This is a genomic window from Agromyces sp. Y182, assembly GCF_059445385.1.
This window is the reverse complement of the sequence record NZ_JCAIUF010000002.1, coordinates 341,042-366,142: the sequence shown is the minus strand read 5'-3', so window position 1 is coordinate 366,142 and position 25,101 is coordinate 341,042. Positions and strand designations below refer to the sequence as shown.

Sequence of the window (25,101 nt, the reverse complement as noted above, 5' to 3'; positions counted from 1 at the left end):
CTTGCCATAGAGACGACGGATGAGCCGAGCCAAGAATCAGCCCGCTGAAGAGACGATCGTCGAACGCATCGAAGACGTCGACGTCGCCACCGAGATGCAGGGTTCGTTCCTCGAATACGCGTACTCGGTCATCTACTCACGAGCGCTCCCAGACGCACGTGACGGGCTGAAGCCCGTGCAGCGGCGCATCCTCTACCAGATGACCGAGATGGGCCTGCGGCCCGACCGCGGGCACGTGAAATCGGCCCGCGTCGTGGGCGAGGTCATGGGCAAGCTGCACCCCCATGGCGACACGGCGATCTACGACGCACTCGTGCGCATGGCACAGGCCTTCACGCTGCGGGTGCCGCTGATCGACGGCCACGGCAATTTCGGCTCACTCGACGACGGCCCCGCCGCGCCGCGGTACACCGAGGCGCGGCTCGCATCCCCCGCCCTCGCGATGACCGACGGCCTCGACGAGGATGTCGTCGACTTCGTGCCGAATTACGACAACCAGCTCACGCAGCCCGAGGTGCTGCCCGCCGCGTACCCCAACCTGCTGGTCAACGGTGCGAGCGGCATCGCCGTCGGCATGGCCACGAACATGGCGCCGCACAACCTCATCGAGGTGGTCGGGGCGGCCCGGCACCTCATCGCCCATCCCAACGCGACGCTCGAAGAGCTCATGGAGTTCGTTCCCGGCCCCGACCTGCCCACGGGCGGCACGATTGTGGGGCTCGCCGGCATCGCAGATGCCTATGCCACAGGCCGCGGCAGCTTCAAGACCCGCGCGAAGGTCAGCGTCGAATCCATCACGGCCCGCAAGACCGGGCTCGTCGTCACCGAGCTGCCCTACCTCGTCGGCCCCGAGAAGGTCATCGAGAAGATCAAAGACGGCGTCAACGCGAAGAAGATCAGCGGCATCTCGGATGTCACCGACCTGACCGACCGCACCAACGGCCTGCGACTCGTCATCGGCATCAAGACCGGGTTCAGTCCTGACGCCGTGCTCGAACAGCTCTACCGACTCACACCGCTCGAAGACTCCTTCAACATCAACAACGTCGCGCTCGTCAACGGCGGCCCGCAGACCCTCGGGCTCCGCGAACTCCTGCAGGTCTACGTTGCGCACCGCATCTCGGTGGTGACTCGCCGCTCCGAATACCGGCTCGCCCGCAAGCGCGAGCGCCTCCACCTGGTCGACGGCCTGCTCATCGCGATCCTCGACATCGACGAGGTCATCCAACTGATCCGTTCGAGCGACGACACCGCCGCCGCCCGAGCGCGCCTGATCGAGGTCTTCGACCTCAGCGTGGTGCAGGCCGACTACATCCTCGAACTGCAGTTGCGGCGACTCACGAAGTTCTCGCGCATCGACCTCGAAACCGAACGCGACAAGCTCCGCGCCGAGATCGCCGAGCTGGAGGCCCTGCTCTCGAGCCGGCATCGCATCGAGGCCCTCGTCTCCGACGAATTAGCCGAGATCGCCGAGCGCTTCGGCACGCCGCGACGCACCTTGCTCACCGATGCGCGGCCCAGCATCGCGGGCGCGGCGGCGAAGCGCGCCGCCGCAGTTCTCGAAGTCGCGGATGTCCCGTGCCGGGTCTTCCTCTCCGCGACCGGGCGCATCGCGCGGGTCGACCTCCCCGTCGGCGACGACGGCCCGCCGGTGATCACTGCGCCGGCGCGCCGCAGCAAGCACGATGCCATTCGGTCGACGCTCGACACGACGAGCCGTGCCGAGATCGGCGCCGTGACGAGTCTCGGCAGGCTCATCCGCTTCACGCCCGTCGACCTGCCGATGCTGCCGCCGACGTCGGTGCAGCTGGGAGCCGGCGTGAAGATCGGCGATTACCTCACGCTCCCCAACCGCGACGAGAAGGTGCTCGCGATCGTCTCACTCGACTCCGACCGCTCGATCGCGCTCGGTACCAGGCAAGGGGTGGTCAAGCGCGTGGCGACGGGCGCGTACCCCAGCAAGCCCGAGTTCGAGGTGATCGGGCTCAAGGCGGGCGACGAGGTCATCGGCGCAGTGCAGGGCGATGAGAGCGATGAGCTCGTGTTCGTGGCATCCGATGCGCAGTTGCTGCGGTTCGCGGCCTCCACGGTTCGCCCCCAGGGCTGCGCCGCGGGCGGCATGGCCGGCATCAACCTCGGCGGCGGTGCGCACGTCATTCACTTCACGAGCCTCGCAGCGGATACTGCAGCTGAATCGGTTGTCGTGACGATCGCGGCCAGTACCGACACGCTGCTCGGCGCAGACCCCGGCAGCGCGAAGGTGAGCGAGTTCGCAGAGTTCCCGGCGAAGGGCCGTGCGACGGGAGGTGTGCGAGCTCAACGCTTCTTGAAAGGTGAAGACGCGCTGCATCTCGCGTGGGTCGGCCGCTCCCCTGCGCTCGCCGTCGGGCCCGATGGTTCGACGCGCACCTTGCCAGATGTCGGTGCCAAACGCGATGCGTCGGGCCAGCCGCTCGACGCCGTCGTCAGCACGATCGGCGTGCGCATCGGTTGAGGCCCGGTTCGCCGTGCGCTCAGCCGACACTCGAGGTGGCGCGCAGACGACGACATGATGTGCGAGCGGTCGTGCGAGATCCGGGCGCACGCCCTGGATTGGATGCGGTCGAGGGCGACATCACCGATGTCGCCGACGTGCGGCGGTTGACCGCCGATGCGGACGCGGTGGTCAATGCCATGGCGCGCCTCGACGTTCCGGCGACTGACTTCTACGGTGATGCGACCCGGGCCCTCATCGCAGGCATGGGCTCCGGGCGCTGCGATGCTGGAGTCGCCGGTCGCGCGAGTCGCGGCGGGTTCTTAGACGTCGATGCGGTCACGCTCGAGCGTGTCGGAACTCTCGATGATGAACTCCTTGCGAGGGGCGACCTCATTGCCCATGAGCAGCTCGAACACGCGTCCTGCATTCTCGGCATCTCCGATACCGACACGGCGGAGGGTCCGGTGCCGACGATCCATCGTGGTCGTGGCCAGCTGATCGGCGTCCATCTCGCCGAGGCCCTTGTAGCGCTGGATCGGGTCTTGGTATCGCTTCTTCTGCTTGTCGAGCGTCTTGAGCACCCCCTGCAACTCGGCCTCGGAGTACGTGTAGATGGTCTCATTGGGCTTCGAGCCCGGATTCATGACCACGACGCGATGCAACGGCGGCACCGCGGCGAAAACACGGCCGTTCTCGATCATCGGTCGCATGTAGCGGAAGAAGAGAGTCAGGAGCAATGTGCGGATGTGCGCACCGTCGACGTCGGCGTCGGCCATCAGGATGACCTTGCCGTATCGCGCCGTTGAGAGATCGAAGCTGCGACCGGACCCGGCACCGATCACCTGGATGATCGAGGCGCACTCGGCGTTGCCGAGCATGTCGGCGACGCTGGCCTTCTGCACGTTCAAGATCTTGCCGCGAATCGGCAGCAGCGCCTGGTGCTCGCTGTCCCGAGCGAGCTTCGCCGTGCCGAGCGCGGAGTCGCCCTCGACGATGAACAGCTCACTGTGGGCAACGTCGTTCGATCGGCAATCGACGAGCTTCGCCGGCAACGACGAGCTCTCGAGTGCGTTCTTTCGGCGCTGCGTTTCTTTGTGGGCTCGCGCGGAGATGCGCGACTTCATTTCGGCCACGACCTTGTCGAGCAGCAGCGCCGACTGCGCCTTGTCGTCGCGCTTCGTGGAGGTGAAGCGCGCGCCGAGCTCTTTCGTGAGCACACCGGAGACGATGGCACGCGCGGCCGGGGTGCCGAGCACCTCTTTCGTCTGGCCTTCGAACTGCGGCTCGGGCAGGCGCACGGTGACGACCGCAGTGAGCCCCGCGAGCACGTCGTCTTTCTCGAGCTTGTCGTTACCGGCCTTCAGACGTCGTGCGTTCTGCTCGACCTGCTGACGCAGGAACTTCAGGAGACCCTGGTCGAAGCCCGCCTGATGGGTGCCGCCCTTCGGCGTCGCGATGATGTTCACGAACGAGCGGATGACGGTGTCGTAACCGGTGCCCCATCGCAGTGCGATGTCGACCGCACACTCGCGCTTCAGCTCGGTAGGCACCATGGCGCCACCGTCGGTGAGCACGGGAACGGTCTCGGTGAAGTGGCCGGTGCCGGTCAGACGCCAGACATCGGTGAGCGGAGCATCGGATGCCAGGTGCTCGACGAACTCGGAGATGCCGCCGTCGAACTGGAACGAGGTGGTCTGCGGTGCCTCGCCTCGTTCGTCGGTGACGTCGAGCGCGAGACCGGGCACGAGAAATGCCGTCTGTCGCGCGCGTCCGAGCAGTTCCTCGGTCTGAAACTCTGCGCCTTTGGTGAAGATCTGCCGGTCGGCCCAGTAGCGGATGCGCGTGCCGGTGACGCCCTTTGCGACCTTGCCTGCCACCCGAAGCTCGCTGCGCTGTTCGAACGGCGTGAACGGCGCGTCGGGTGACGGGGCCCCCGTATCGGCGAAGTTGCCGGGTTCGCCGCGGTGGAACGACATCGCCCAGGTCTTGCCGTCGCGATCGACCTCGACATCGAGCCGCTCGGAGAGCGCGTTGACGACTGAGGCGCCGACACCGTGCAGACCTCCGGAGGCCGCATAGGAGCCCGAGCCGAACTTGCCGCCCGCGTGCAGCTTGGTGAAGACGACCTCGACACCCGAGAGTCCGGTCTTGGGTTCGATGTCGACCGGGATGCCGCGTGCACGGTCACGCACCTCGACGCTGCCATCGGGGTGCAGCGTCACGCCGATGTCGGTGCCATGGCCTGCGAGCGCCTCGTCGACGGAGTTGTCGATGATCTCCCAGAGACAGTGCATGAGGCCGCGCGAGTCGGTCGAACCGATGTACATGCCGGGTCGCTTGCGCACAGCCTCGAGGCCTTCGAGCACGGAGAGATGGCGGGCGGAATAGTCGGAGCTCACGTCGGTCAAGCCTACTGAGCCGCACCGACACATCCGGTCAGGCGCTACGCGCTGAGCGAAATGCCCGGCCCAACGGAAGGAACGAGGCCTCTCACGTGTTTTCATTGATGAACGGAACACCGAGCATGAGCGACGAAGGAGGAGCCATGACCCAATACACCGAGACCACCGGTGCGGTCGATGAACTCGAGACCCCTTACGAGCTCACCGCGCTTGATCGATGTGACGCGTGCGGCGCGCAGGCGTACATCCGCGTCGTCGTCGCGAGCGGCGAACTGCTGTTCTGCGCCCACCACGGCCGCAAGCACCAGGAGAAGCTCTCGCAGATCGCCCACAGCTGGCACGACGAGTCGAGCAAGCTGCAGGCCGACGACCGCAACTGATACGAACTCGCGAACGCCCCGGGCTCACCCGGGGCGTTCGTCGTTTCCCGGCACTGATCGGCGCTGAGCGTCCGACCTCGCTCGCGTCCGACCACACTGACCCGGCCGACCGCCGTCAGGACGCGGGGACGGGTACTCCAGCCGCGGCGAGCTGCGCCGCCCGAGCCGCCGAAGCGTACCCGTCGACGGTTCGGGTCCGCTCTCCGGGGGCGTACTCGAGCCCGGCACGAGAGGCCATGATGCCGAGCAGATGATCGGCGAACGCCGGATTCTTCGCGAGCACCGGTCCGTGCAGGTGCGTGCCGTAGACACTGCCCATGGACACACCCTCTTGACCCGACTCGCGTCCGTTGCCGTGGCCGGCTTGCACACGGCCGAGCGGAGAGCCCTCCGCGCCGAGGTAGTCGCGGGCGTGGTTCTCGAAGCCGACGAGGGTTCCCAAGCGAGGCATCTTCACCACGAGGTCGCCGGTGACTCGGCCCGCGCGAGGCACGGCCCTGCCGGGGAGGATGCCGAGCCCCTCGACAGTGCGGCCGTCAGCCAGCTCGATGCCCCAGCTCAAGAGCTCCCATCCGGTGCCGATCGAGAGGATGGGCAGACCTTCGGTGCCCCAACGGCGCAGCTCGTCGTGCATCGTGATGAGCGCGGCTCGGCTCCGATCGAGCGCGGCGTCGCTGCCGGAACCGAGTACGACCGCATCGACTCGCTCGGGCAGGTCGTCGGGCCCCTCGACGTCGACGACCTGAGCAGCCACGCCGGCCCAGTTCGCACGGGATGCGAGCACTCGCGCGTTCTCCGCGTCGCCGTTGGTGTTCGCCAGCCCGGGCAGGAGCGAGACGATGGTGAGGGTCATTCTGCTCCCGCGAGTCCGAGATGGGCGCGTGTGCGGCGCATCGCATCAGCCGTGAAGACGATGGTCTTCACCCCGACGTCGGGCTCCGGCATCGCGAGGAAGTCGTCGAGTGCACGTGAAAGGTCGGGCTCGACGCGGTCGATGTCGACGCCGTCGTAGGCGAGCATCAGCGCAGCCTCGGCCGCCTTCGACCCGCTCACGATCGAGACGCGGCCGAGCGACGAGGCATCCGTCGGCCAGAAGTACGACGGGTCGCGCACGTCGGAGCCGATCGCGAACAGTACCTGCTCGGTGCCCGGCGCGATGCTGTCGACGTTGAGTTGGTAGCTTGCGGGGTTCTGCACGAGCACGAACTCGACCTCGTGGCCACGCACACGTGTGCGCTCGCCTCGCCCGAACACCGCAGGAATCGCGCTGAGCGCGGCCGACGCCGTCTCGGGCGCGAACCGGTCGGTGAGGACCGCCTTGGCCGTCGCGTACGCGGCGGCAGCATCGACGGCGTAGTGGATGCCACGCGCTGGAAGCCCGATCGCCACGGATGACCCGGCATCGTCGAGCACCGCGGCCGCGGCGTCGACCGCGTCGACGCGCACGCCGGAGCCAGTCGGCAGTCGCGCGGCACTCGTCTCGGTGTAACCGAGCCCACGAGGTGCGGCAGCCAGCACTTCGGGTGCGACCCCGAATCGATGGACGGCGACATTCGGCGGCACACGGTTCGCGATGCGCTCGAGGTAGGCGTCGTCGGCGTTCACGATGACCGCCTCACCGGCCCGTGCGGCGATGCGCTCGAGCATCGCCGCGACCATCTCCGAGTCGTGGAATCGGTCGATCTGGTCGACCATGACGTTCATGAGCGTGACGACGCGCGCATCGACACCCTGCATGACGAGGGCGCCATGGCCCTCGTCCATCTCGAGTACCGCGACGTCGCCGGGTACCCGCCCACGCCAGTCGGCCCGCTCGAGCAGTGCCGACGTCAGCCCCTGGCTGATATTGGCGGTCGACGGATTCGTGAACACGTCGACGCCATGGGCGCGAAGGATCGCAACGAGCATCTTCGTCGTCGTCGACTTGCCACTCGATCCCGAAACGACGACGAGTCCTTGGGGAAACCCCGAGAGGGTGCGTTTCAGGTAGCCGGGTGCGATGCGGTTGACGACGAGGCCCGGAACAGCCGATCCGCCGCCCGGCTTGCGCAGCCGAGCGGCGAATCGGGTGAGCCTGCCGACGAGGATCGCCGGGGCGTAGCGCACTGGCGGCCTACTCCAGGTAGTCGCGGAGCGACTGCGAGCGCGAAGGGTGGCGGAGTTTGGCCATCGTCTTCGACTCGATCTGGCGGATGCGCTCGCGGGTGACCCCGAACGTGTCGCCGATCTGGTCGAGGGTCTTCGGCATGCCGTCACCCAGGCCGAAGCGCATACGGATGACGCCGGCCTCGCGCTCGCTCAACGAGTCGAGGAGCGACTCGAGCTGCTTCTGCAGCATCGTGAAGCCGACCGCGTCGGCCGGGACGACCGCCTCGGTGTCTTCGATGAGGTCACCGAACTCGCTGTCGCCGTCTTCACCGAGCGGTGTGTGCAGCGAGATCGGCTCGCGGCCGTACTTCTGCACCTCGATGACCTTCTCGGGGGTCATGTCGAGCTCGCGGCTCAGCTCTTCGGGCGTGGGCTCGCGACCCAGGTCTTGCAGCATCTGGCGCTGCACGCGGGCGAGCTTGTTGATCACCTCGACCATGTGCACCGGGATGCGGATGGTGCGCGCCTGGTCGGCCATGGCGCGCGTGATCGCCTGGCGGATCCACCACGTCGCGTAGGTCGAGAACTTGAAGCCCTTGGTGTAGTCGAACTTCTCGACCGCACGAATGAGACCCAGGTTGCCCTCTTGGATGAGGTCGAGGAACTGCATGCCGCGGCCGGTGTAGCGCTTCGCGAGCGAGACGACGAGGCGCAGGTTCGCACCCAGCAGGTGACTCTTCGCGCGCTGGCCGTCTTTCGCGACCCACTGCAGCTCACGACCGAGTTGCGAGCGCTTCTCGGCGTCGGACATGTGCGAGAGCTTCTCTTCGGCGAACAGGCCCGCCTCGATGCGCATCGCGAGCTCGACCTCTTCGGCCGCATTCAGGAGCGCGACCTTGCCGATCTGCTTCAGGTAGTCCTTGACGGGGTCGGCCGTCGCACCGGTGATGGCGCTCGAGTAGACCGGGACCTCGTCTTCGTCGTCGACCGCTCGCAGCACGAGCGCACCCGTGGGGTGCGGCTCGACCGCAACGGGCTTCGTGTCGTCGTCGTCGGCCGCTTCGGCCTCGACGTCGACCGCCTCGAGTTCTTCAGTCTCTTCTTCGCCGGCCTTGGCCTTGCCTCTCGGCTTGGCCGGTGCCTTCGCGGTGGCCGTGCGCGGCGTCTTCGCCACGGGCGTTGCCGCCGCCTTCGCCGTCGTCTTCGCGGCGGTCGACTTCGCGGCCGGCGCGCGCTTCACAGCAGGCTTGTCCGCCTCGCTCTCAGCCTTCGTCGGGGCTTTCGTCGTTGCCATTCGTTGAACCTCTCCTACCGTCGTGCGGCGTGTGCCCTTTGGAGGCGCGGCTCGTGCACTCGGCCGGTCGTTTTCGGACATCATGTCGTTTTCGGACACTATGAGGACCCATGTCAAGTCCGCTTGTTCGGTGCGAGGATGTCACGCCGGCGGACCAGAACGGGTCCTGATCACCATTATACAGACCGACACACCGCATCGCGCCCGATGCAGGCAGCCCGCGCCCTCATCAATGTCAACATCGGCGACGTGACGGGAATTCCCTGGTCGCTCAGACCCCGCGCGGCGTGTCGCCGTCGTTCGTGCGCCGGAACGCGAGGAACTTCTCGAGCTCTGCCGCGATCTCATCGGCGGAGGGCAGTTCGCCGTCTTCGTCGGTGAGCGGTGAGCGCAGCGTCGTGCCCTCCATGTAGGAATCATGCCGCTGCTCGAGGGTGCCCACGAGCTTGGCGAGTTCAGGGTTCTCGGAGACCTGTTCATCGATGCGCGCGACGAAGTCACGCCCTTGTTCGCGGAGCGCATCGGTCGGGAAGATGCGGCCGGTCGCCGCGCTGATCGCCTCGAGGGCGGCGATCGCAGCCGATGGGTATTCGGCGTCGGAAAGGTAGTGCGGGATGAGCAGGACGAATCCGGTCGTCGGGTGCTCGAGCTCCTGCAGTCGGTATTCCACGAGGTGCAGCGCGTTCGCGGGCACTTGCGTCGTGGGCCGCCAGATCGACATCGCCTCGATGAGCTCTGCACGATTGCCGCTGACGGTGACACCGATCGCGCGCGTGTGCGGCACCGGCATGGGGATCGAGTTGATCCAGGTCGTCGACGACACCTCGAACTGCTCGATCAGGCCGAGCAGAGCGGCACTGAACCGCTTCCACTGGAAGTCGGGCTCGTAGCCGGTGAGGAGCAGGAACGGCTGCCCGAGCTCGTCGGTCGCGAGGTCGATACTGAGTCGCGGCGGTGTGTAGTCGGACAGGTGGTCGCCCTCGAAGAGGATGATCGGGCGGCGCGCGCGATAGTCGAGCAGCTCGTCGGCGTCGAACGTCGCGACCACGGTGCTGTCGAGGGTTGCGAGCAGGTACTCGGCCGTCTGCGCGACGGCCGCCCCGGCGTCGGCGAAGCCCGTGAGGCCCGCGACGAGCGGCAGACCCGAGGGCACCACAACATCGGGGTTCAGCTCGTAGAGGGAACGAGGTTCGCGCATGTCTTCAGCCTACTGAGGTCGACGGAGACCTCCTCCGGATCGGCTCCGTCGGCGTGATGCCGAGAGCGAACACGTACGATCGGCTGCATGCCCGTTCCGACCCTTTCCGTGACCGACTCCCCCGCAGCATCTTCCGACGCCGACGTCGTCGTGCTCGCCGCACGCAAGGGCGCGGAGGGCCCAGAGCTCCTCGCTGCGCCCGGATTCGAGTGGGTGACACCGCTGCTCGGCGTGTTCGACATCGGCGGTGCACCCGACGAGTTCGTGCGGCTGCCCGCTCCCGAGGGCGGACCGCGGATCGTGGTCGTGGCAGGCATCGGCGACCGAGCGGATGCCGCGAGCCTCCGTCTCGCCGCCGGCAGCGCGCTGCGCCAGCTCAACGGCCCGCTCTCCGTGGCGATCGCCATCCCGACCGACGACGCCGATGCGGCTGCAGCTCTGCTCGAAGGCGCGGCGCTCGGCGCCTACGGCTACGGCGAATACCGCTCCGACCCGAAGCCGCGTCCGACGCAGATCACGCTTCACACCGCCTTCGATGAGCGCGCAGTCGGCATCGACCGGGTGCGCGCGGTCGTCACTGCGGTCGCCCGCACCAAGGACCTCGTCAACATGCCGCCTGCCGACCTGTTCCCGGCGCGTCTCGCCGAGCTCGCCGTGGAGGCGGCGGCCACCGTCGGCATCACCTCCAAGGTGTGGGACGAAGAGGCGCTCGCCGCCGACGGCTTCTCCGGAATCCTCGCGGTGGGCCGGGGGTCGAGCCGTGGCCCACGGCTCGTACGCCTCGAGTATGCGCCGGTCGGGGCATCCGTTCACCTGGCACTCGTCGGCAAGGGCATCACCTACGATTCGGGCGGCATCTCGCTCAAGCCCATGGGCTCGCTGGTCGGCATGAAGACCGACATGGCCGGGGCCGCGGCGATCCTGGCGGCCATGGTGGCACTGGCCGAACTCGAGGCGCCGATCCGCATCACCGGATGGCTCTGCCTCGCCGAGAACCTGCCGTCCTCGACCGCGCTGCGGCCGAACGACGTGCTGCGCATCCGTGGCGGCAAGACGGTCGAGGTGATCAACACCGACGCCGAGGGCCGTCTCGTGCTCGCCGACGGCCTGGTCGCGGCGAGCGAAGAACAGCCTGACGCGATCGTCGACGTCGCGACGCTCACCGGCGCGCAGGTCGTCGCGCTCGGACATCGCATCGCCGGCCTCATGGGCGACGACGACCTCGTCGAGCAGGTGCGCGACGCAGCGGAACAGGTCGACGAACGCACCTGGCCGATGCCCCTTCCCCGTGATCTCATGCAGTACTTGAAGTCGGATGTCGCCGACCTGACGAACACCAAGCTGGGCATGACGGTGCCCGGGATGCTCCTCGCCGGCGTGTTCCTGCGCGAGTTCGTGGGTATGCGTGAGGGCACCGACGAACGCATTCCGTGGGCGCACATCGACATCGCGGGGCCGTCGAACAACACCGGTGGCGGCTACGGATTCACCGGCACGGGCGCCACCGGCGTCGCGGTTCGCACCCTCGTTCGGCTGGGCGAGCGGCTCGCCGCCAAGTAGTAAGGTCATATGGGCGAGAACGTCGCCCATACAGCCTGTCCCGGCAACCAACCGGAGACAGTCCGTGTCGCAGATCTGGTGCGCAAGGGAGATTGCGGTTGTCCGAGCAGAACTTTGACATTGTCGTCCTGGGCGGAGGCAGCGCGGGCTACGCGGCTGCTATCCGCGCCGTTGAACTCGGCCTCACGGCCGTGGTGATCGAGAAGGACAAACTCGGCGGCACATGTCTGCACCGCGGCTGCATCCCCACGAAGGCACTGCTGCACTCGGCCGAGGTCGCCGAGGTTTCGCGAGAGTCCGCGAAGTACGGAGTGAAGACCGCGTTCGAGGGCATCGACATCGCCGGGGTCTCCGCGTACCGCGAGGGCATCGTCGCGAGCAAGTTCAAGGGCCTGCAGGGTCTGCTGAAGGCCCGCGGCATCCCCGTCGTCGCCGGTGAGGGCCGACTCGTCGGCGCCAACACCGTGGCCGTCGGCGACGACCGCTACGTCGGCAAGAACGTCGTGCTCGCGACCGGCTCGTACTCGCGCTCGCTGCCCGGCCTCGAGATCGGCGGCCGGGTCATCACGAGCGAACAGGCGCTCGAGCTCGACTTCATCCCGAAGAAGGTCGCAGTGCTCGGCGGCGGCGTCATTGGCGTCGAGTTCGCGAGCGTGTGGAACTCCTTCGGCGCCGAGGTCACCATCATCGAAGCGCTCCCCCACCTCGTGCCCAACGAAGAGGAGTCGATCTCGAAGCAGCTCGAGCGCGCCTTCCGCAAGCGCGGCATCGAATACTCGCTCGGGGTGCGCTTCCAGGGCGTGACCCAGAACGACGACGGCGTCGTCGTGACGCTCGAGAACGGCACCACGTACGAGGCCGAGCTGCTGCTCGTCGCCGTCGGGCGCGGTCCTGTCACCCAGAACCTCGGCTATGAAGAGGCGGGCGTCACGATCGATCGCGGCTTCGTGATCACGAACGATCGTCTCGAGACGAGTGTGCCCGGCGTCTACGCTGCCGGCGACATCGTGCCCGGCCTCCAACTCGCGCACCGCAGCTACCAGCAGGGCATCTTCATCGCCGAAGAGATCGCAGGCCTCGCCCCGATCATCGTCGAGGATGTCAACATTCCGAAGATCACCTACTGCGAACCCGAGGTGGCCTCCGTCGGCTACACCGAAGCGAGGGCGGCCGAGAAGTTCGGCGCCGACCAGGTGTCGGCCTACGAGTACAACCTCGCAGGCAACGGTAAGAGCAGCATCCTCGGCACCACCGGTTCCGTCAAGGTCGTGCGCGTCAACGACGGTCCGATCGTCGGCGTGCACATGATCGGCGGCCGAGTCGGCGAGCTGATCGCCGAGGCCCAGCTCGCCGTGAACTGGGAGGCCTACCCTGAAGACATCGCCCCGTTCATCCACGCCCACCCGACCCAGGGTGAAGCGTTCGGCGAGGCAGTGCTGAAGCTGGCCGGCAAGCCGCTTCACGCCATCTGAACCACGTCGTACGAATCAACGACTGCAATAAGCTAGAAAGCGTTCCCACGCTGTGAAGGAGACAAGCGCATGAGCGAATCCGTCAGCCTCCCGGCACTCGGAGAGAGTGTCACTGAGGGCACGGTCACCCGCTGGCTGAAGAATGTCGGCGACCGTGTCGAGGTCGACGAGCCGCTGCTCGAGGTCTCGACCGACAAGGTCGATACCGAGATCCCGTCACCCGTCGCGGGTGTCATCGAGGCGATCCTCGTCCAAGAGGACGAGACCGTCGAGGTCGGCACCGCACTCGTGACCATCGGCGATGGTTCCGGGTCGGGTGCAGCGCCCGCTGCTCCTGAGGCAGAGGCACCCGCCGCACCCGCGGTTGCGCCGGAGCCCGCGGCTGCGCCAATAGCGCCGGCCGAACCCGTTGCGCCGGCACCGGCTGCAGAGCCGTTGGCCCCCGCGCCCCCGGCCCAGCCTGTTGCGCCGGCACCTGCCCCTGTGGCCGAGCAGGCTGCTCCTGCACCGACCCCTGTCGCTGAGCCGGTTGCACCGGTTGCCCAGCAGCCCGTACCCACTCCCGCCGCGCCGGTCGAAGCGCCCGCACCCGCGGCGGCGCCCGTAGCTCCGGCAGCCGTGGCTGCACCCGCTGCCCCATCTGCCGCACCTGTGCCCGAGACTGCTCCGTCGGGCGGTGCCCACGCCGGCTCCGCCGGATACGTGACGCCGATCGTGCGCAAGCTGGCGAACGAGCAGGGCGTCGACCTCGCGAGCGTCACCGGAACCGGTGTCGGCGGGCGCATCCGCAAGCAGGATGTCATCTCGGCGAACACCGCACCCCCGGCATCCGCTGCACCGGTCGCGACCCATCAGTCGCTCGAGATCTCGCCGTTGCGCGGCACCACGGTGCCGATGACGCGACTGCGCAAGGTCGTGGCCGAACGCGCCGTCGTGTCGATGACGTCGACCGCGCAGCTGACGACGGTGGTCGAGGTCGACGTGACTCGCGTCGCGCGCTTGCGCGACAAGGTGAAAGGCGACTTCCTCGCCAAGACCGGCAACAAGCTCTCTTTCCTGCCGTTCTTCGCCATGGCCGCCGCCGAGGCGCTCCGGGCCTACCCGATCATCAACTCCACCGTCGATGGCGACACCATCGTCTACCCGGCGCAAGAGAACATGAGCATCGCGGTCGACACCGAGCGTGGCCTCCTGACTCCGGTCATCCGAGACTCCGCCGAACTCGACCTCGCGGGGCTCGCCGCGCAGATCGCAGACCTCGCCGACCGGACGCGCAACAACCAGCTGAAGCCCGATGAGCTCTCGGGTGGCACGTTCACCCTGACGAACACGGGATCGCGCGGGGCGCTCTTCGACACACCTGTCGTGTTCCTGCCGCAGTCGGCGATTCTCGGCACCGGCATCGTGGTCAAGCGGCCGGTTGTCGTCTCGACCGATGGCGCCGACGCGATTTCCGTGCGCTCGATGGTCTACCTGGCCCTCTCGTACGATCACCGCATCATCGACGGCGCCGACGCTGCCCGCTTCCTCACGGCGGTCAAGAATCGCCTCGAAGAGGGAGCCTTCGAAGCCGATCTCGGTATCTAGTCGAAGATCTCACGCAGTCGCCAGCCGGCCTCGCCCCTCATCACGAGGAGCGAGGCCGGTTCTCGTTCGTCGACCGCATAAGGAACCGTCAGCAGTACCGCTGAGCCCATCTCCGCAGCGACCGTGATGCGACTCGAGTCGAATGCCGGCGGGGTGCCGCCTCCGTCTCGGGCGACGGCCATGTCGGCGACATCTTCCGCCTCGATCGCTGACGCCGGTTGCAGCACCTCCGACAGGCACGCCAGGTCGAGGGCGGCAAAGCATTCAGCACGACGATCGAGCAGGGAGACGGCGGCCGCGACGACGTCGTCGCCGGTGAGTGCGTCGGATGGTGGTGACTCGGGATCGGTCGAGGGGTCTGCACTGGGCGCGACGTTGATGTTCGCGGCACCGGTGTCGCCACCCGCCGCTGGTGGAGCGGGGGCAGTGCTGGCGCCGCTTCCGGCGACTGGAGCTTCGGCCGAGCCGGCCGTCGCGGGTGGAACGAGAGTCAGTAACAGCACGAGCACTCCCCCACCGACGAGCCCGCCGACGAGGAACGCGGGCCGACGACGACGCACGGCGTCACGGACGCGACCCCGACCGCCGGACCGGCCATCGCGGTCGGCGCCACGCTGAGCACCTTCTGCGTTGCGGGCGAGGAAGCCCGGCAACTGGGCCAGCTCGAGCAGCGTCTGGATGCCCCTCCGACGTTGGGGCCCGGCAGGATCGACCGGGGTGCCGTCGTCGAGGTCTGTCGCAGTCGGCGGCGCCTCGAGCGGCGCAGTCATCCGCGCCGGCAGACTCTGACGGCGAGCACGGATGACGTGACCGCCGATCGGAGCCGGTGCGGCGGCGGCGAACAGCGCGCGCTCGAGCTCGGCTTCGCACGGTGTGAACGGCCGTGCGGCCAGCCGGCTGCGCAGGAGCTCGGCCGCCGCAGCGAGTTCGTCGGACGGCCGAGTCGCATCGACCACCTCGTCGACGAACGCCGACAGGGCGACGTGCCCGGCTCGAACGACGGGAGTGCGCACGTGCGCCGCGGCGGGCAGACGCTCGAGACTCCCGAGACCGATCAGGCGGGGCCGCCCCAGGTCGTCGAGCACCACGTCACCGGGTGAGAGCCGTGTATGCACGAAGCCGAGTCGCGCGAGCTCGGCGACGGTGACCACGATCGGCGCGAGAATCGTGACCGCTTCGCCGGGCGTGAGGGTTCGTTCGCCGATGATCCGAGCCACCGAAGGCCCGCTCAGCCGCTCGACTGCGACCGCGCAGCGGCCGTCGTCGAGGGAGGCGATATCGAAGAGCTCGGGCAGTGAACCCGAGGCATCCGTCGACATCGCCTCGATCTCGGTCGCGATCGAGACGCCGGGCACCTCCGGGCCGTAGACCCGTACGGCAACCAAGGGCGCAGGCTCGGCGTCGTCGGTATCGGCGGGCCGATCGACGGTGGCGAGGAACACGTCGGCTCGGTCACCGGAGGCGATGCGGCGCAGCAGACGATAGCCCGCGAGCGTCGAAGACGTTGGCGGCGGCCCTTCGGGCACCGTCTCGGCGGGAACTTCTCTGCCATGTCGAACCATGGAGACAGCCTGCATCTGCAGAGACCCTGCGAATCGCGATCGCCCGTCGATTGTGGCCCCGGGCGCGGAGCGCCGGGTGTTGAGGACGAGTGACCTAGGCTGAACACCATGCTCGACTTCGTCGTCGCGGGGCTAAGCGCCAACTCCGTACCGTACATCGAGGGTCTCGACCTTCAGCGCGCCGTCCATCGCGCGGTCGTCAGGGGCGAACGCCCCGACACCGTACTCCTCCTGGAGCACCCGTCCGTCTACACCGCCGGCAAGCGCACAGCGCCCGACGAACGACCGACCGACGGTACTCCCGTCATCGACGTCGATCGAGGCGGCAAGATCACGTGGCACGGCCCGGGCCAACTCGTCGGATACCCGATCCTTCGATTGCCCGAGCCCACCGACGTGGTCGGCTACGTGCGCCGACTCGAGGGCATCCTCATCGACGTGCTCCGCGCATTCGACGTCGACGGTCGTCGTGTCGACGGCCGATCGGGTGTCTGGGTCGGACCCCCGGGAGCAGAGAACAAGATCGCCGCCATCGGCATCCGGGTCGAGGGAGGCGTGACGATGCACGGCTTCGCCCTGAATGCGAACAACTCCCTCGAACCGTACGGCAGGATCGTGGCCTGCGGCATCCGTGACGCCGGGGTGACGACGATCAGCCGTGAACTGGGTCGCACCGTGACCCCGGCCGATCTCGTGGACCCGATCACCGAACGGTTCCGCGTCGAGGCGGCGGTCGCCGCATGAGCACAGCACCAGATGGGCGCCGCATGCTGCGCCTCGAAGTCCGCAACGCCCAGACGCCGATCGAGCGCAAGCCCGAGTGGATCAAGACGCGCGCGAAGATGGGACCCGAGTATCGGGAACTGCAGGCGCTGGTCAAGAGCGAAGACCTGCACACCGTGTGCCAAGAGGCCGGCTGCCCGAACATCTACGAGTGCTGGGAGGACCGCGAGGCGACGTTCCTCATCGGAGGCTCGCAGTGCACGCGTCGATGCGACTTCTGTCAGATCGACACGGGCAAGCCGGCCGACTACGACATCGACGAGCCGCGTCGAGTCGCCGAGTCGGTCGAGCGGATGCGCCTGCGGTACGCGACGGTGACCGGCGTGGCGCGCGACGATCTATCCGACGAGGGCGCCTGGCTCTACGCGGAGACGATCCGTCAGATCCACGACCGCACACCCGGCACCGGGGTCGAGATCCTCGTCCCCGACTTCTCGGGCAACCCGGTGCACCTCGCCGAGGTGTTCTCGGCGAGGCCCGAGGTGTTCGCCCACAACGTCGAGACGGTGCCGCGCATCTTCAAGCGCATTCGACCGGCGTTCCGCTACGACCGCTCGCTCGGCGTGCTCACCGCGGGCCGCGAGGCGGGTCTGATCACGAAGTCCAACCTCATCCTCGGCATGGGAGAAGAACGAGCGGAGGTCTCGCAGGCGCTCCGCGACCTGCACGACGCCGGCACAGAAATCATCACCTTGACCCAGTACCTGCGCCCGAGTCCCCGACATCTGCCGGTTGCACGATGGGTGCGACCCGAAGAGTTCGTCGAGATCAAGGAGGAGGCCGAGGAGATCGGATTCCTCGGCGTGCTCGCCGGACCGCTGGTGCGCTCGTCGTACCGGGCGGGCCGACTCTGGGCGCAGTCCATGAACGCCAAGGGCAGAGAACTGCCGCCAACGCTCGCGCACCTCGCGGACACGTCGCTCGGATTCGCGCAGGCGGTCGGCTAGCGACATCCGCCGTCTCGGGCCGCTCGAATATCGCGGTCCGAGACGGCTCGTTGCGCCGGTATCCTTGAGAACATGGCACGCACCAAGGACGCATCGAAGGCTCAGAAGGAGCCCGGCCGCATGAAGCAGATGTGGCAGGTCTTCCAGATGACCCGCCGCTACGACCCCACCGCGCAGTGGCTCATGCTCCTCGGCTTCCTCGCTCCCGTGCTCGTCAGCCTCGGTCTGGCCCTCTGGCTCGGCGAAGGCAACGGTCTCACGATCGCCCTCTGGGTCGTCGCGGGCGTGCTCGCCGGCCTGCTCATCGCCCTCGTCATCCTCGGCCGCCGCGCGGAGCGTGCCGCGTACTCCCAGATCGAGGGCCAGCCCGGTGCCGTCGGAGCTGTGCTTCGCAGCGGGCTCCGCGGAGGCTGGCTGGGCAACGAGATGCCCGTCGCCGTGAACGGCAAGACGCAGGATGCGGTCTATCGCGCGGTCGGCCGAGGCGGTGTCGCGCTCATCAGCGAGGGTCCGACGTCGCGCACGAAGCGCATGCTCGACGACGAGCAACGCAAGGTGACTCGAATTCTGCCCAACGTGCCGATCACCCTCATCTCGGTGGGGAACGACGAAGGCTCGATCGAGCTCCACAAGCTTCCCGCCGCGCTGCGCAAGACGAAGCGTTCGCTCACCAAGCCCGAAGTGCTCGCCGTCTCGAACCGGCTGAACTCGCTGCAGACGTCGCTTCCGATCCCCAAGGGCATCGACCCGATGAAGGCCCGCCCGCAGCGCGGCAAGATGCGCTGATCCGACCGTCGGCCATGTTCATCGACTCAAGTCGGGATCACTCAGACCGGGTGCGCACTGTCAAGACCGGATGAGCACCGTTCCGGCGAGCTTGTCGTGGAAGCCGCGTTGATCGGCGTCCCAGATGAGCGCGGGCACGACCAGTAGGAGCAGCGCGGTGCGCACGAGCGGGCGCCAGAGACCGACCCAACCGCCAGAGAGCGGCACGACGTAGATGCCGAGCAGACGGTGGCCGATGCTTCCGCCGAGTGTCGGGATGAAGACGATCTGCAGCACTGCGAACGCCAGTGTCGTCACCCACGTGTAAACGGAAGATTCGTACGGCGTGAAGAGCAGGGCGGTGAGCATCGCGGTCGCCCAATCGATCGCGAGTGCAGCGATGCGCCGGCCTGCGCGGGCGACTGAGCCTCGGCCTTCGGCCGGAAGTCCGAGTCGTTCTCCGGGCCACCGATTCGGCTCGAGATCTCTGGAAGTCGGGGGTTTCGCGTCAGGCACCCGATGAGTCTACCGAGCCGGTCTCGGCGTAACATGGCCGAAACATTCCGGTCACGGCAGGGAAACGGCACCCGGCTAGCGTCACTACCGGCTGTGAAAAGTCCGTCCGGTCCACTCCGGTCCACCCGCCCCCTTGGAGATTCCGTCACATGTTCAGTGATTCGTCCGAAGTGCTCAAGTTCATCAAAGAGACGGATGTCAAGTTCCTCGACATCCGCTTCACCGATCTTCCGGGCGTGCAGCAGCACTTCAACATCCCGGCATCCACCGTCGATGAGGAGTTCTTCACCGTCGGCCAGCTCTTCGACGGCTCCTCGATCCGCGGCTTCGCGAACATCCACGAGTCGGACATGCAGCTCATCCCCGACGTGACGACCGCATACGTCGACGCCTTCCGCGCCGAGCGCACCCTCATCATGGTGTTCGACATCTACAACCCCCGCAACGGTGAGATCTATGCGAAAGACCCTCGCCAGGTCGCCAAGAAGGCCGAGAAGTACCTCGCCTCGACGGGCATCGCCGACACCGCGTTCTTCGCCCCGGAGGCCGAGTTCTACGTCTTCGACGACGTGCGCTACGAAGTGAACCAGCACTCGAGCTTCTACTCGGTCGACTCCGAAGAGGGTGCCTGGAACTCGGGCCGCACCGAAGAGGGCGGCAACCTCGCCAACAAGACCCCCTACAAGGGCGGCTACTTCCCGGTCTCCCCCGTCGACAAGCAGGCCGACCTGCGCGACGACATCTGCTTGAAGCTCATCGACGCCGGCCTGATCCTCGAGCGCAGCCACCACGAGGTCGGTTCAGGCGGCCAGGCCGAGATCAACTACCGCTTCGACACGATGGTGCACGCGGCCGACGACATCCTGAAGTTCAAGTACATCGTCAAGAACACCGCCGAGCAGTGGGGCAAAACGGCGACGTTCATGCCGAAGCCGCTCTTCGGTGACAACGGCTCGGGTATGCACACCCACCAGTCGCTCTGGAGCGAGGGCAAGCCGCTCTTCTACGATGAAGCCGGTTATGGCGGGCTCTCCGACCTCGCACGCTGGTACATCGGCGGTCTGCTCAAGCACGCGCCGGCAGTGCTCGCGTTCACGAACCCCACGGTGAACTCGTACCACCGCCTGGTGCCCGGCTTCGAGGCTCCCGTCAACTTGGTCTACTCGGCCGGTAACCGCTCGGCGTCGATCCGCATTCCGATCACGGGCACGAACCCGAAGGCCAAGCGCATCGAGTTCCGCGCTCCGGATGCCTCGGGCAACCCGTATCTCGCATTCGCCGCGCAGCTCATGGCCGGTCTCGACGGAATCAAGAACCGCATCGAGCCGCACGAGCCCGTCGACAAGGACCTCTACGAACTCCCGCCCGAGGAGGCCAAGTCGATCCCGCAGGTGCCGGGTTCGCTCGGCGAAGCTCTCGCGGCGCTCGAGGCCGACCACGACTTCCTCCTCGAGGGCGGCGTGTTCACCAAGGAGCTCATCGAGACGTGGATCGACTACAAGCGCGAGAAGGAGCTGAAGCCGCTGGCCCAGCGTCCGCACCCGTTCGAGTTCGAGCTCTACTACGGCGTCTGAATTACCGCAGTCCCCAGGATCCCTCCCCCGCATCAGGGGACGGATCAGACGTGAATGGGCCCGCACCGCTTCGGCGGGGCGGGCCCATTCGCCGTTCACAGCCACGGTTGATGCATCCGCCGAACACCTCAACCGGAAGTGGGCTCGCGCCGTACCTCGATGCCATAGAAGCCACGATCGAACACGGCGCGCGCGCGACGGGTGACGTGCAGGTAATCCTGCTCGAGTTGCGTGGCCGAACCGGGCGGGTAGCCCATGATGCGGGCGACGCCCTCGAGCTGCGACCGCTCGACCGGGAGCACATCGGTGGTGCGATCGAGCCACAACGTGAGCGCCGAGCGCGCTCGCGAGGCGAACACCCAGGCTGCGCGAAGCGTTTCAGCGTCGGATGCCTCGACGAGGTCGTACTCGACGGCGGCCGCCAATGCGTCAAGCGTCGAGGTCGTGCGAAGCGCGGGCACATCAGCAGCGTGCTGCAACTGCACAAGCTGCACGAACCACTCCACATCGGAGAGCGAGCCTCGCCCGAGCTTGAGGTGCCGGGTCGGGTCGGCGCCCTGCGGCAAGCGCTCGTTCTCGACGCGCGCCTTGATGCGCTTCACCTCTCGCACATCGCGCTCGCTGATCGAAATCGGGTATCGCACGGTGTCGGCGAGTTGCGTGAACGCAGCGACCAGCGCACGGTCGCCAGCGACGCCTCTGGCCCGCAGCAGCGCTTGCGCCTCCCACGTCAGCGACCACCTCGCGTAGTACGCGCGGTACGCGTCGAGTGAGCGAGCGACGACCCCGTTTCGTCCTTCAGGGCGGAGGTCGGCGTCGAGTTCGAACGGCAGGCGAGCGTCTTCGCTGAGACGCACGAGCTCGGCGACGATGCGCAGCGCCCGCGAATGCGCGGCGTCGGCCGCGGCATCCGTCGCCCGATAGACGTAGATGATGTCGGCGTCCGAGCCGATGCCCAGTTCGCGACCGCCGAATCGCCCCATGCCGATGACGGCGAACTCGATGCCGTCGGGCTCGGGCGCCCTGATCGCCGCGACGAGCGCGGCGATGTGGTTCTCGGTCACGTCGCTCAACCCATGCCCGAGCTCCTCGACGGTGCAGACGTCGAGGATGGCCGACAGCGCCAACCGCAGCACCTCACGGCGGCGGATGGCGCGGAAGATCTTCGCAGCGGCATCGGGCTGCTCGTGCCGTCGGAGCACTGCGCGAGTCTCGTCTTCGAGCGCTGAGAGCGATCGAGGGCGCAACTCGTCGAGGTCTTCGAGCCAGGCGACCGCCTCGGGGCTGCGTTCGAGCAGTTCTGCCGCGAAACGGGAACCGGTCAGCACCCTCGTCAATCGGAGTGCGGCGTCTGACGAGTCGCGGAGCAGCCGCAGATACCAGTGCGTGGTGCCGAGGGTGTCGCTCAGGCGACGGAACGACAACAGCCCGAAGTCGGGGTCCGTACCATCGGCGAACCACGAGATCAGCACCGGCATCAAGTGCCGCTGGATCTGCGCGCGCCTCGACACACCGGTGGTCAGTGCGGCGATGTGCGCGAGCGCTCCCCTCGGGTCGCGGAAGCCGATCGCCGCCAGGCGTGCCTCGGCCTGGTCGCTCGTGAGCCCGAGGCCGGATGCGGGCAACGCCGCGACCGCAGAGAGCAGCGGGCGGTAGAAAAGGCGTTCGTGCAGGCCGCGCACCCGTTGGCGTGTGCTCTGCCACACCGCCGTGATCTGTTCGGCGGTGCGCCCCAGGCCGGAGGCGCGCGCGAGCACCCGCAGGCGATGCTCGTCGCGTGGCATCAGGTGCGTGCGACGAAGCCGCTCGAGCTGCATTCGGTGCTCGAGCACCCGCAGCACCCGATAGTCGCGGGCGAACTCGGCAGCCTCTTCACGACCCACGTAGCCGCGCTCCGCGAGTGCAGCGAGGGCGGGCAGGGTCCCGCCCTGACGGATGCCGTCGTCGCTCGCGCCGTGCACGAGTTGCAGCAACTGCACGGTGAACTCGATGTCGCGGATGCCACCGGGCCCGAGCTTGATCTGCACGTCGACCTCATCGGCCGGGATGTGCTGGGTGACCCGCTCGCGCATGGCCTGCACCGACTCGACGAAGCCCTCGCGGCTGGAACTCGTCCACACCTTCGGCGAAACGCCATCGGTGTAGCGGCGTCCGAGCTCGCGGTCGCCGGCGAGCGGGCGGGCCTTCAAGAGGGCTTGGAACTCCCAGCTCTTCGCCCAGCGCTCGTAGTACTGCAGATGCGACTCGAGCGTGCGCACGAGCGCACCGTCCTTGCCTTCGGGCCGGAGGTTCGGGTCGACCTCCCACAGCGGCGGTTCGACGCCGGGCTCACCGATGATGCGCATCGTGAGCATCGCGAGACGCGTCGCGATCTCGAGGGCTCGCGGCGTGGAGACGACGGTCTCGTCGGTGGATTCGGCGACGAAGATCACGTCGACATCGCTGACATAGTTGAGCTCGCGGGCCCCAGCTTTACCCATGCCGATGATCGCGAGCCGTGTCGCCTCCACTTCGGCGGCTGGATATCGGCCGGGCGCCGCAGCCGCACCGGGATCGCGGGTGACCACGCGCCGAGCGGCTTCGAGCGCGGCGTCGAGAGTCGCTCCGGCGAGATCGGCGAGCCCCGCCGCAACGACGTCGACGACGTCGACCGGGTCGCTCCGTGTGAGGTCGAACACGGCGATGTGGGCGAGCAATCGGCGATACCGGATGCGGATGGCCCTGGCGGCGGCCTCGGAGTCGCCGGGTGCGATCGAGACCTCGTCGAGCGCGGCGAGCAACGACCCGCGTGCCTCGCCGACGCTCGGCGGTGCGCTGGGCACCTGTTCGAAGACGGTGAGCTCCAACGGGTGTCGCAACATGAACTCGGCGAACCCGCGCGACGCGCCGACGAGCCTGGTCAGGCGCGCGGCAGCGCTCTCATGCGCGAGCACTGGCGCCAGCTCGGCCGGCGCCTGTTCATGGAGCCGTTGTACGACCGCGAGCGCCTCGTCGGGATCGGCAGCCTGCGCGAAGACGTCGAGCAGTCGCTCGACGTCGAACCCGGTCTCGAGCGAGAGCCCCGCGAGAGCGGTCGCAGCGCCCTCGAGGTCGGCGAAGCCCGCACGGGCGACTCTTCCGAGCGTGGGAGTCTGCCGAGACATCCGCGGCGAGGTCAGAGGATCTCGAGGTTGCGCTGCAACTCGAACGGCGTGACCTGAGAACGGTAGTCGCGCCACTCGGCGCGCTTGTTCGCCAGCACGTAGTTGAAGACCTGCTCCCCCAGCGTCTCGGCGACGAGTTCGGACTCCTCCATGCGCTGGATCGCGTGATCGAGGCTCGCCGGAAGGGAATCGTAGCCGAGCGCCCTGCGCTCGCGGTCGGTGAGAGCCCATACGTCGTCTTCGGCCTCGGGAGGAAGCTCGTACCCCTCTTCGATGCCCTTCATGCCCGCAGCGAGCAGCAGCGAGAACGCGAGGTAGGGGTTGGCCGCCGAGTCGATCGCACGGTACTCGACCCTTGCGCTCTGGCCCTTGTTCGGCTTGTAGAGAGGAACCCGCACGAGCGCGGATCGGTTGTTGTGCCCCCAGCACACGAAGCTCGGCGCCTCGTCGCCGCCCCAGAGCCGCTTGTAGGAGTTCACGAACTGGTTGGTGACGGCGGAGATCTCGCCGGAGTGGCGAAGGAGGCCCGCGATGAACTGCCGGCCGATCTTCGACAACTGGTACTGCGAGCCGGCTTCGTAGAAGGCGTTCGCGTCGCCCTCGAAGAGCGAGAGGTGCGTGTGCATGCCGGAGCCGGGGTACTGCGAGAAGGGCTTCGGCATGAACGTCGCGTAGACGCCCTGCTCGATCGCAACCTCTTTGATCACGGTGCGGAACGTCATGATGTTGTCGGCGGTGGTGAGCGCGTCGGCGTAGCGCAGGTCGATCTCGTTCTGACCGGGCCCGGCCTCGTGGTGGCTGAATTCGACCGAGATGCCGAGGTCTTCGAGCATGCGCACCGAACGGCGACGGAAGTCGTGGGCCGTGCCGCCTGGCACGTTGTCGAAGTAGCCGGCCGAGTCGACCGGCTTGGGGCCCGCCCCGCCGTACTTGGACGACTTCAGCAGGTAGAACTCGATCTCGGGATGCGTGTAGAACGTGAACCCGCGGTCGGCAGCACGCGCGAGCGTGCGCTTCAGCACATTGCGCGGGTCAGACACGGCCGGTTCGCCGTCGGGCGTGGTGATGTCGCAGAACATGCGCGCGGTCGGGTCGATGTCACCGCGCCACGGCAGCGTCTGGAACGTCGTGGGATCGGGGTAAGCGAGCAGGTCGGACTCGAACGTGCGGCTGAGCCCTTCGATGGCCGAACCGTCGAACCCGATGCCCTCGGTGAACGCCCCCTCGACCTCGGCAGGGGCGATCGCCACCGACTTCAGGGTGCCGACGACGTCGGTGAACCAGAGCCTGACGAACTTGACCCCTCGCTCCTCGATCGTGCGAAGTACGAAGTCGCGCTGCTTATCCATCCACA

General features: G+C 67.6%; 18 protein-coding genes and 1 pseudogene. 10 read left to right on the top strand and 9 right to left on the bottom strand.

The features are described from left to right. Nucleotides 1-19: 19 nt before the first annotated feature. Nucleotides 20-2,494, top strand: a complete 2,475-nt coding sequence (locus AC1C2R_RS16260; RefSeq protein ID WP_495380635.1) for a DNA gyrase/topoisomerase IV subunit A — start codon at nucleotides 20-22, stop codon at nucleotides 2,492-2,494. Nucleotides 2,495-2,529: 35 nt separating this feature from the next. Beyond that, nucleotides 2,530-2,730, top strand: a pseudogene (locus AC1C2R_RS16255) (NAD(P)H-binding protein); the annotation flags it as partial. Nucleotides 2,731-2,796: 66 nt separating this feature from the next. On the opposite strand, the gene AC1C2R_RS16250 reads toward AC1C2R_RS16255, so the two are convergent. After that, complete coding sequence (locus tag AC1C2R_RS16250) at nucleotides 2,797-4,908, bottom strand: DNA gyrase/topoisomerase IV subunit B (protein WP_495380634.1); 2,112 nt, start codon at nucleotides 4,906-4,908, stop codon at nucleotides 2,797-2,799. A gap of 113 nt (nucleotides 4,909-5,021) precedes the next feature. On the opposite strand from AC1C2R_RS16250, the gene AC1C2R_RS16245 reads away from it, so the two are divergent. Further along, complete coding sequence (locus AC1C2R_RS16245) at nucleotides 5,022-5,258, top strand: DUF7455 domain-containing protein (RefSeq protein ID WP_495354063.1); 237 nt, start codon at nucleotides 5,022-5,024, stop codon at nucleotides 5,256-5,258. Between the two features lie 115 nt (nucleotides 5,259-5,373). Here AC1C2R_RS16245 and AC1C2R_RS16240 read toward each other — a convergent pair whose 3' ends face one another. The 4 genes from AC1C2R_RS16240 to AC1C2R_RS16225 all read right to left on the bottom strand — a co-directional run bounded on the left by AC1C2R_RS16240 (nucleotide 5,374) and on the right by AC1C2R_RS16225 (nucleotide 9,838). Then, a complete protein-coding gene (locus AC1C2R_RS16240; RefSeq protein WP_495380633.1) occupies nucleotides 5,374-6,111 on the bottom strand; it encodes a type 1 glutamine amidotransferase in 738 nt (245 codons plus the stop codon). Further along, complete coding sequence (locus tag AC1C2R_RS16235; protein WP_495380632.1) at nucleotides 6,108-7,364, bottom strand: Mur ligase family protein; 1,257 nt, start codon at nucleotides 7,362-7,364, stop codon at nucleotides 6,108-6,110. Before AC1C2R_RS16235 ends, AC1C2R_RS16240 begins: the two co-directional genes overlap by 4 nt. Before the next feature lie 7 nt (nucleotides 7,365-7,371). Beyond that, on the bottom strand, nucleotides 7,372-8,724 hold the full coding sequence (locus AC1C2R_RS16230; RefSeq protein ID WP_495381106.1) for an RNA polymerase sigma factor: 1,353 nt from the start codon (nucleotides 8,722-8,724) through the stop codon (nucleotides 7,372-7,374). A 187-nt stretch (nucleotides 8,725-8,911) separates the two neighbouring features. Continuing rightward, nucleotides 8,912-9,838, bottom strand: coding sequence for a proteasome assembly chaperone family protein (locus AC1C2R_RS16225; RefSeq protein WP_495354067.1), 927 nt, complete (start codon nucleotides 9,836-9,838; stop codon nucleotides 8,912-8,914). Between the two features lie 87 nt (nucleotides 9,839-9,925). On the opposite strand from AC1C2R_RS16225, the gene AC1C2R_RS16220 reads away from it, so the two are divergent. The 3 genes from AC1C2R_RS16220 to AC1C2R_RS16210 all read left to right on the top strand — a co-directional run bounded on the left by AC1C2R_RS16220 (nucleotide 9,926) and on the right by AC1C2R_RS16210 (nucleotide 14,457). Next, nucleotides 9,926-11,398 carry a leucyl aminopeptidase gene (locus AC1C2R_RS16220; RefSeq protein ID WP_495380631.1) on the top strand — a complete coding sequence of 491 codons (1,473 nt, stop codon included), beginning with the start codon at nucleotides 9,926-9,928 and terminating at the stop codon, nucleotides 11,396-11,398. 98 nt (nucleotides 11,399-11,496) lie between these two features. Then, a complete protein-coding gene (gene lpdA, locus AC1C2R_RS16215; RefSeq protein ID WP_495380630.1) occupies nucleotides 11,497-12,870 on the top strand; it encodes a dihydrolipoyl dehydrogenase in 1,374 nt (457 codons plus the stop codon). Between the two features lie 69 nt (nucleotides 12,871-12,939). Further along, entirely contained in the window at nucleotides 12,940-14,457 is a 1,518-nt protein-coding gene (locus AC1C2R_RS16210) for a 2-oxo acid dehydrogenase subunit E2 (RefSeq protein ID WP_495380629.1), read from the top strand. On the opposite strand, the gene AC1C2R_RS16205 is transcribed toward AC1C2R_RS16210, so the two are convergent. Further along, nucleotides 14,454-16,019: a serine/threonine-protein kinase gene (locus AC1C2R_RS16205; protein ID WP_495380628.1), complete on the bottom strand. Its 1,566-nt coding sequence runs from the start codon at nucleotides 16,017-16,019 to the stop codon at nucleotides 14,454-14,456. The two genes, AC1C2R_RS16210 and AC1C2R_RS16205, sit on opposite strands and share 4 nt — an antisense overlap. A 108-nt stretch (nucleotides 16,020-16,127) precedes the next feature. On the opposite strand from AC1C2R_RS16205, the gene lipB reads away from it, so the two are divergent. From lipB to AC1C2R_RS16190, 3 genes are all read left to right on the top strand, one after another. After that, nucleotides 16,128-16,763 carry a lipoyl(octanoyl) transferase LipB gene (gene lipB, locus AC1C2R_RS16200; RefSeq protein WP_495380627.1) on the top strand — a complete coding sequence of 212 codons (636 nt, stop codon included), beginning with the start codon at nucleotides 16,128-16,130 and terminating at the stop codon, nucleotides 16,761-16,763. Continuing rightward, nucleotides 16,760-17,749, top strand: a complete 990-nt coding sequence (gene lipA, locus AC1C2R_RS16195) for a lipoyl synthase (RefSeq protein ID WP_495380626.1) — start codon at nucleotides 16,760-16,762, stop codon at nucleotides 17,747-17,749. The genes lipB and lipA overlap by 4 nt, the downstream gene beginning before the upstream one ends. 72 nt (nucleotides 17,750-17,821) lie before the next feature. After that, on the top strand, nucleotides 17,822-18,535 hold the full coding sequence (locus AC1C2R_RS16190) for a DUF4191 domain-containing protein (RefSeq protein WP_495354074.1): 714 nt from the start codon (nucleotides 17,822-17,824) through the stop codon (nucleotides 18,533-18,535). Between the two features lie 60 nt (nucleotides 18,536-18,595). Here AC1C2R_RS16190 and AC1C2R_RS16185 read toward each other — a convergent pair whose 3' ends face one another. Continuing rightward, nucleotides 18,596-19,030 (bottom strand): RDD family protein, encoded by a 435-nt coding sequence (locus AC1C2R_RS16185; protein ID WP_495380625.1) that lies wholly within the window; start codon nucleotides 19,028-19,030, stop codon nucleotides 18,596-18,598. A 149-nt stretch (nucleotides 19,031-19,179) separates the two neighbouring features. Between AC1C2R_RS16185 and glnA the strand changes: the two genes are divergently transcribed. Next, nucleotides 19,180-20,604: a type I glutamate--ammonia ligase gene (gene glnA, locus AC1C2R_RS16180; protein WP_495354076.1), complete on the top strand. Its 1,425-nt coding sequence runs from the start codon at nucleotides 19,180-19,182 to the stop codon at nucleotides 20,602-20,604. 128 nt (nucleotides 20,605-20,732) lie between these two features. On the opposite strand, the gene AC1C2R_RS16175 is transcribed toward glnA, so the two are convergent. Together AC1C2R_RS16175 and AC1C2R_RS16170 are read right to left on the bottom strand one after the other, a co-directional pair. After that, nucleotides 20,733-23,747, bottom strand: coding sequence for a bifunctional [glutamine synthetase] adenylyltransferase/[glutamine synthetase]-adenylyl-L-tyrosine phosphorylase (locus AC1C2R_RS16175; RefSeq protein WP_495380624.1), 3,015 nt, complete (start codon nucleotides 23,745-23,747; stop codon nucleotides 20,733-20,735). Between the two features lie 11 nt (nucleotides 23,748-23,758). Next, nucleotides 23,759-25,096 carry a glutamine synthetase family protein gene (locus tag AC1C2R_RS16170; RefSeq protein WP_495354083.1) on the bottom strand — a complete coding sequence of 446 codons (1,338 nt, stop codon included), beginning with the start codon at nucleotides 25,094-25,096 and terminating at the stop codon, nucleotides 23,759-23,761. Nucleotides 25,097-25,101 lie beyond the last annotated feature (5 nt).

What these genes read in the sequence shown, in the direction of transcription:
- AC1C2R_RS16260 (WP_495380635.1), top strand. Translation starts at nt 20, where the DNA reads ATGAGCCGAGCCAAGAATCAGCCCGCTGAAGAGACGATCGTCGAACGC.
- AC1C2R_RS16250 (WP_495380634.1), bottom strand. Translation starts at nt 4,908, where the DNA reads ATGTGTCGGTGCGGCTCAGTAGGCTTGACCGACGTGAGCTCCGACTAT.
- AC1C2R_RS16245 (WP_495354063.1), top strand. Translation starts at nt 5,022, where the DNA reads ATGACCCAATACACCGAGACCACCGGTGCGGTCGATGAACTCGAGACC.
- AC1C2R_RS16240 (WP_495380633.1), bottom strand. Translation starts at nt 6,111, where the DNA reads ATGACCCTCACCATCGTCTCGCTCCTGCCCGGGCTGGCGAACACCAAC.
- AC1C2R_RS16230 (WP_495381106.1), bottom strand. Translation starts at nt 8,724, where the DNA reads ATGATGTCCGAAAACGACCGGCCGAGTGCACGAGCCGCGCCTCCAAAG.
- AC1C2R_RS16225 (WP_495354067.1), bottom strand. Translation starts at nt 9,838, where the DNA reads ATGCGCGAACCTCGTTCCCTCTACGAGCTGAACCCCGATGTTGTGGTG.
- AC1C2R_RS16220 (WP_495380631.1), top strand. Translation starts at nt 9,926, where the DNA reads ATGCCCGTTCCGACCCTTTCCGTGACCGACTCCCCCGCAGCATCTTCC.
- AC1C2R_RS16210 (WP_495380629.1), top strand. Translation starts at nt 12,940, where the DNA reads ATGAGCGAATCCGTCAGCCTCCCGGCACTCGGAGAGAGTGTCACTGAG.
- AC1C2R_RS16205 (WP_495380628.1), bottom strand. Translation starts at nt 16,019, where the DNA reads ATGGTTCGACATGGCAGAGAAGTTCCCGCCGAGACGGTGCCCGAAGGG.
- lipB (WP_495380627.1), top strand. Translation starts at nt 16,128, where the DNA reads ATGCTCGACTTCGTCGTCGCGGGGCTAAGCGCCAACTCCGTACCGTAC.
- lipA (WP_495380626.1), top strand. Translation starts at nt 16,760, where the DNA reads ATGAGCACAGCACCAGATGGGCGCCGCATGCTGCGCCTCGAAGTCCGC.
- AC1C2R_RS16190 (WP_495354074.1), top strand. Translation starts at nt 17,822, where the DNA reads ATGGCACGCACCAAGGACGCATCGAAGGCTCAGAAGGAGCCCGGCCGC.
- glnA (WP_495354076.1), top strand. Translation starts at nt 19,180, where the DNA reads ATGTTCAGTGATTCGTCCGAAGTGCTCAAGTTCATCAAAGAGACGGAT.
- AC1C2R_RS16175 (WP_495380624.1), bottom strand. Translation starts at nt 23,747, where the DNA reads ATGTCTCGGCAGACTCCCACGCTCGGAAGAGTCGCCCGTGCGGGCTTC.
- AC1C2R_RS16170 (WP_495354083.1), bottom strand. Translation starts at nt 25,096, where the DNA reads ATGGATAAGCAGCGCGACTTCGTACTTCGCACGATCGAGGAGCGAGGG.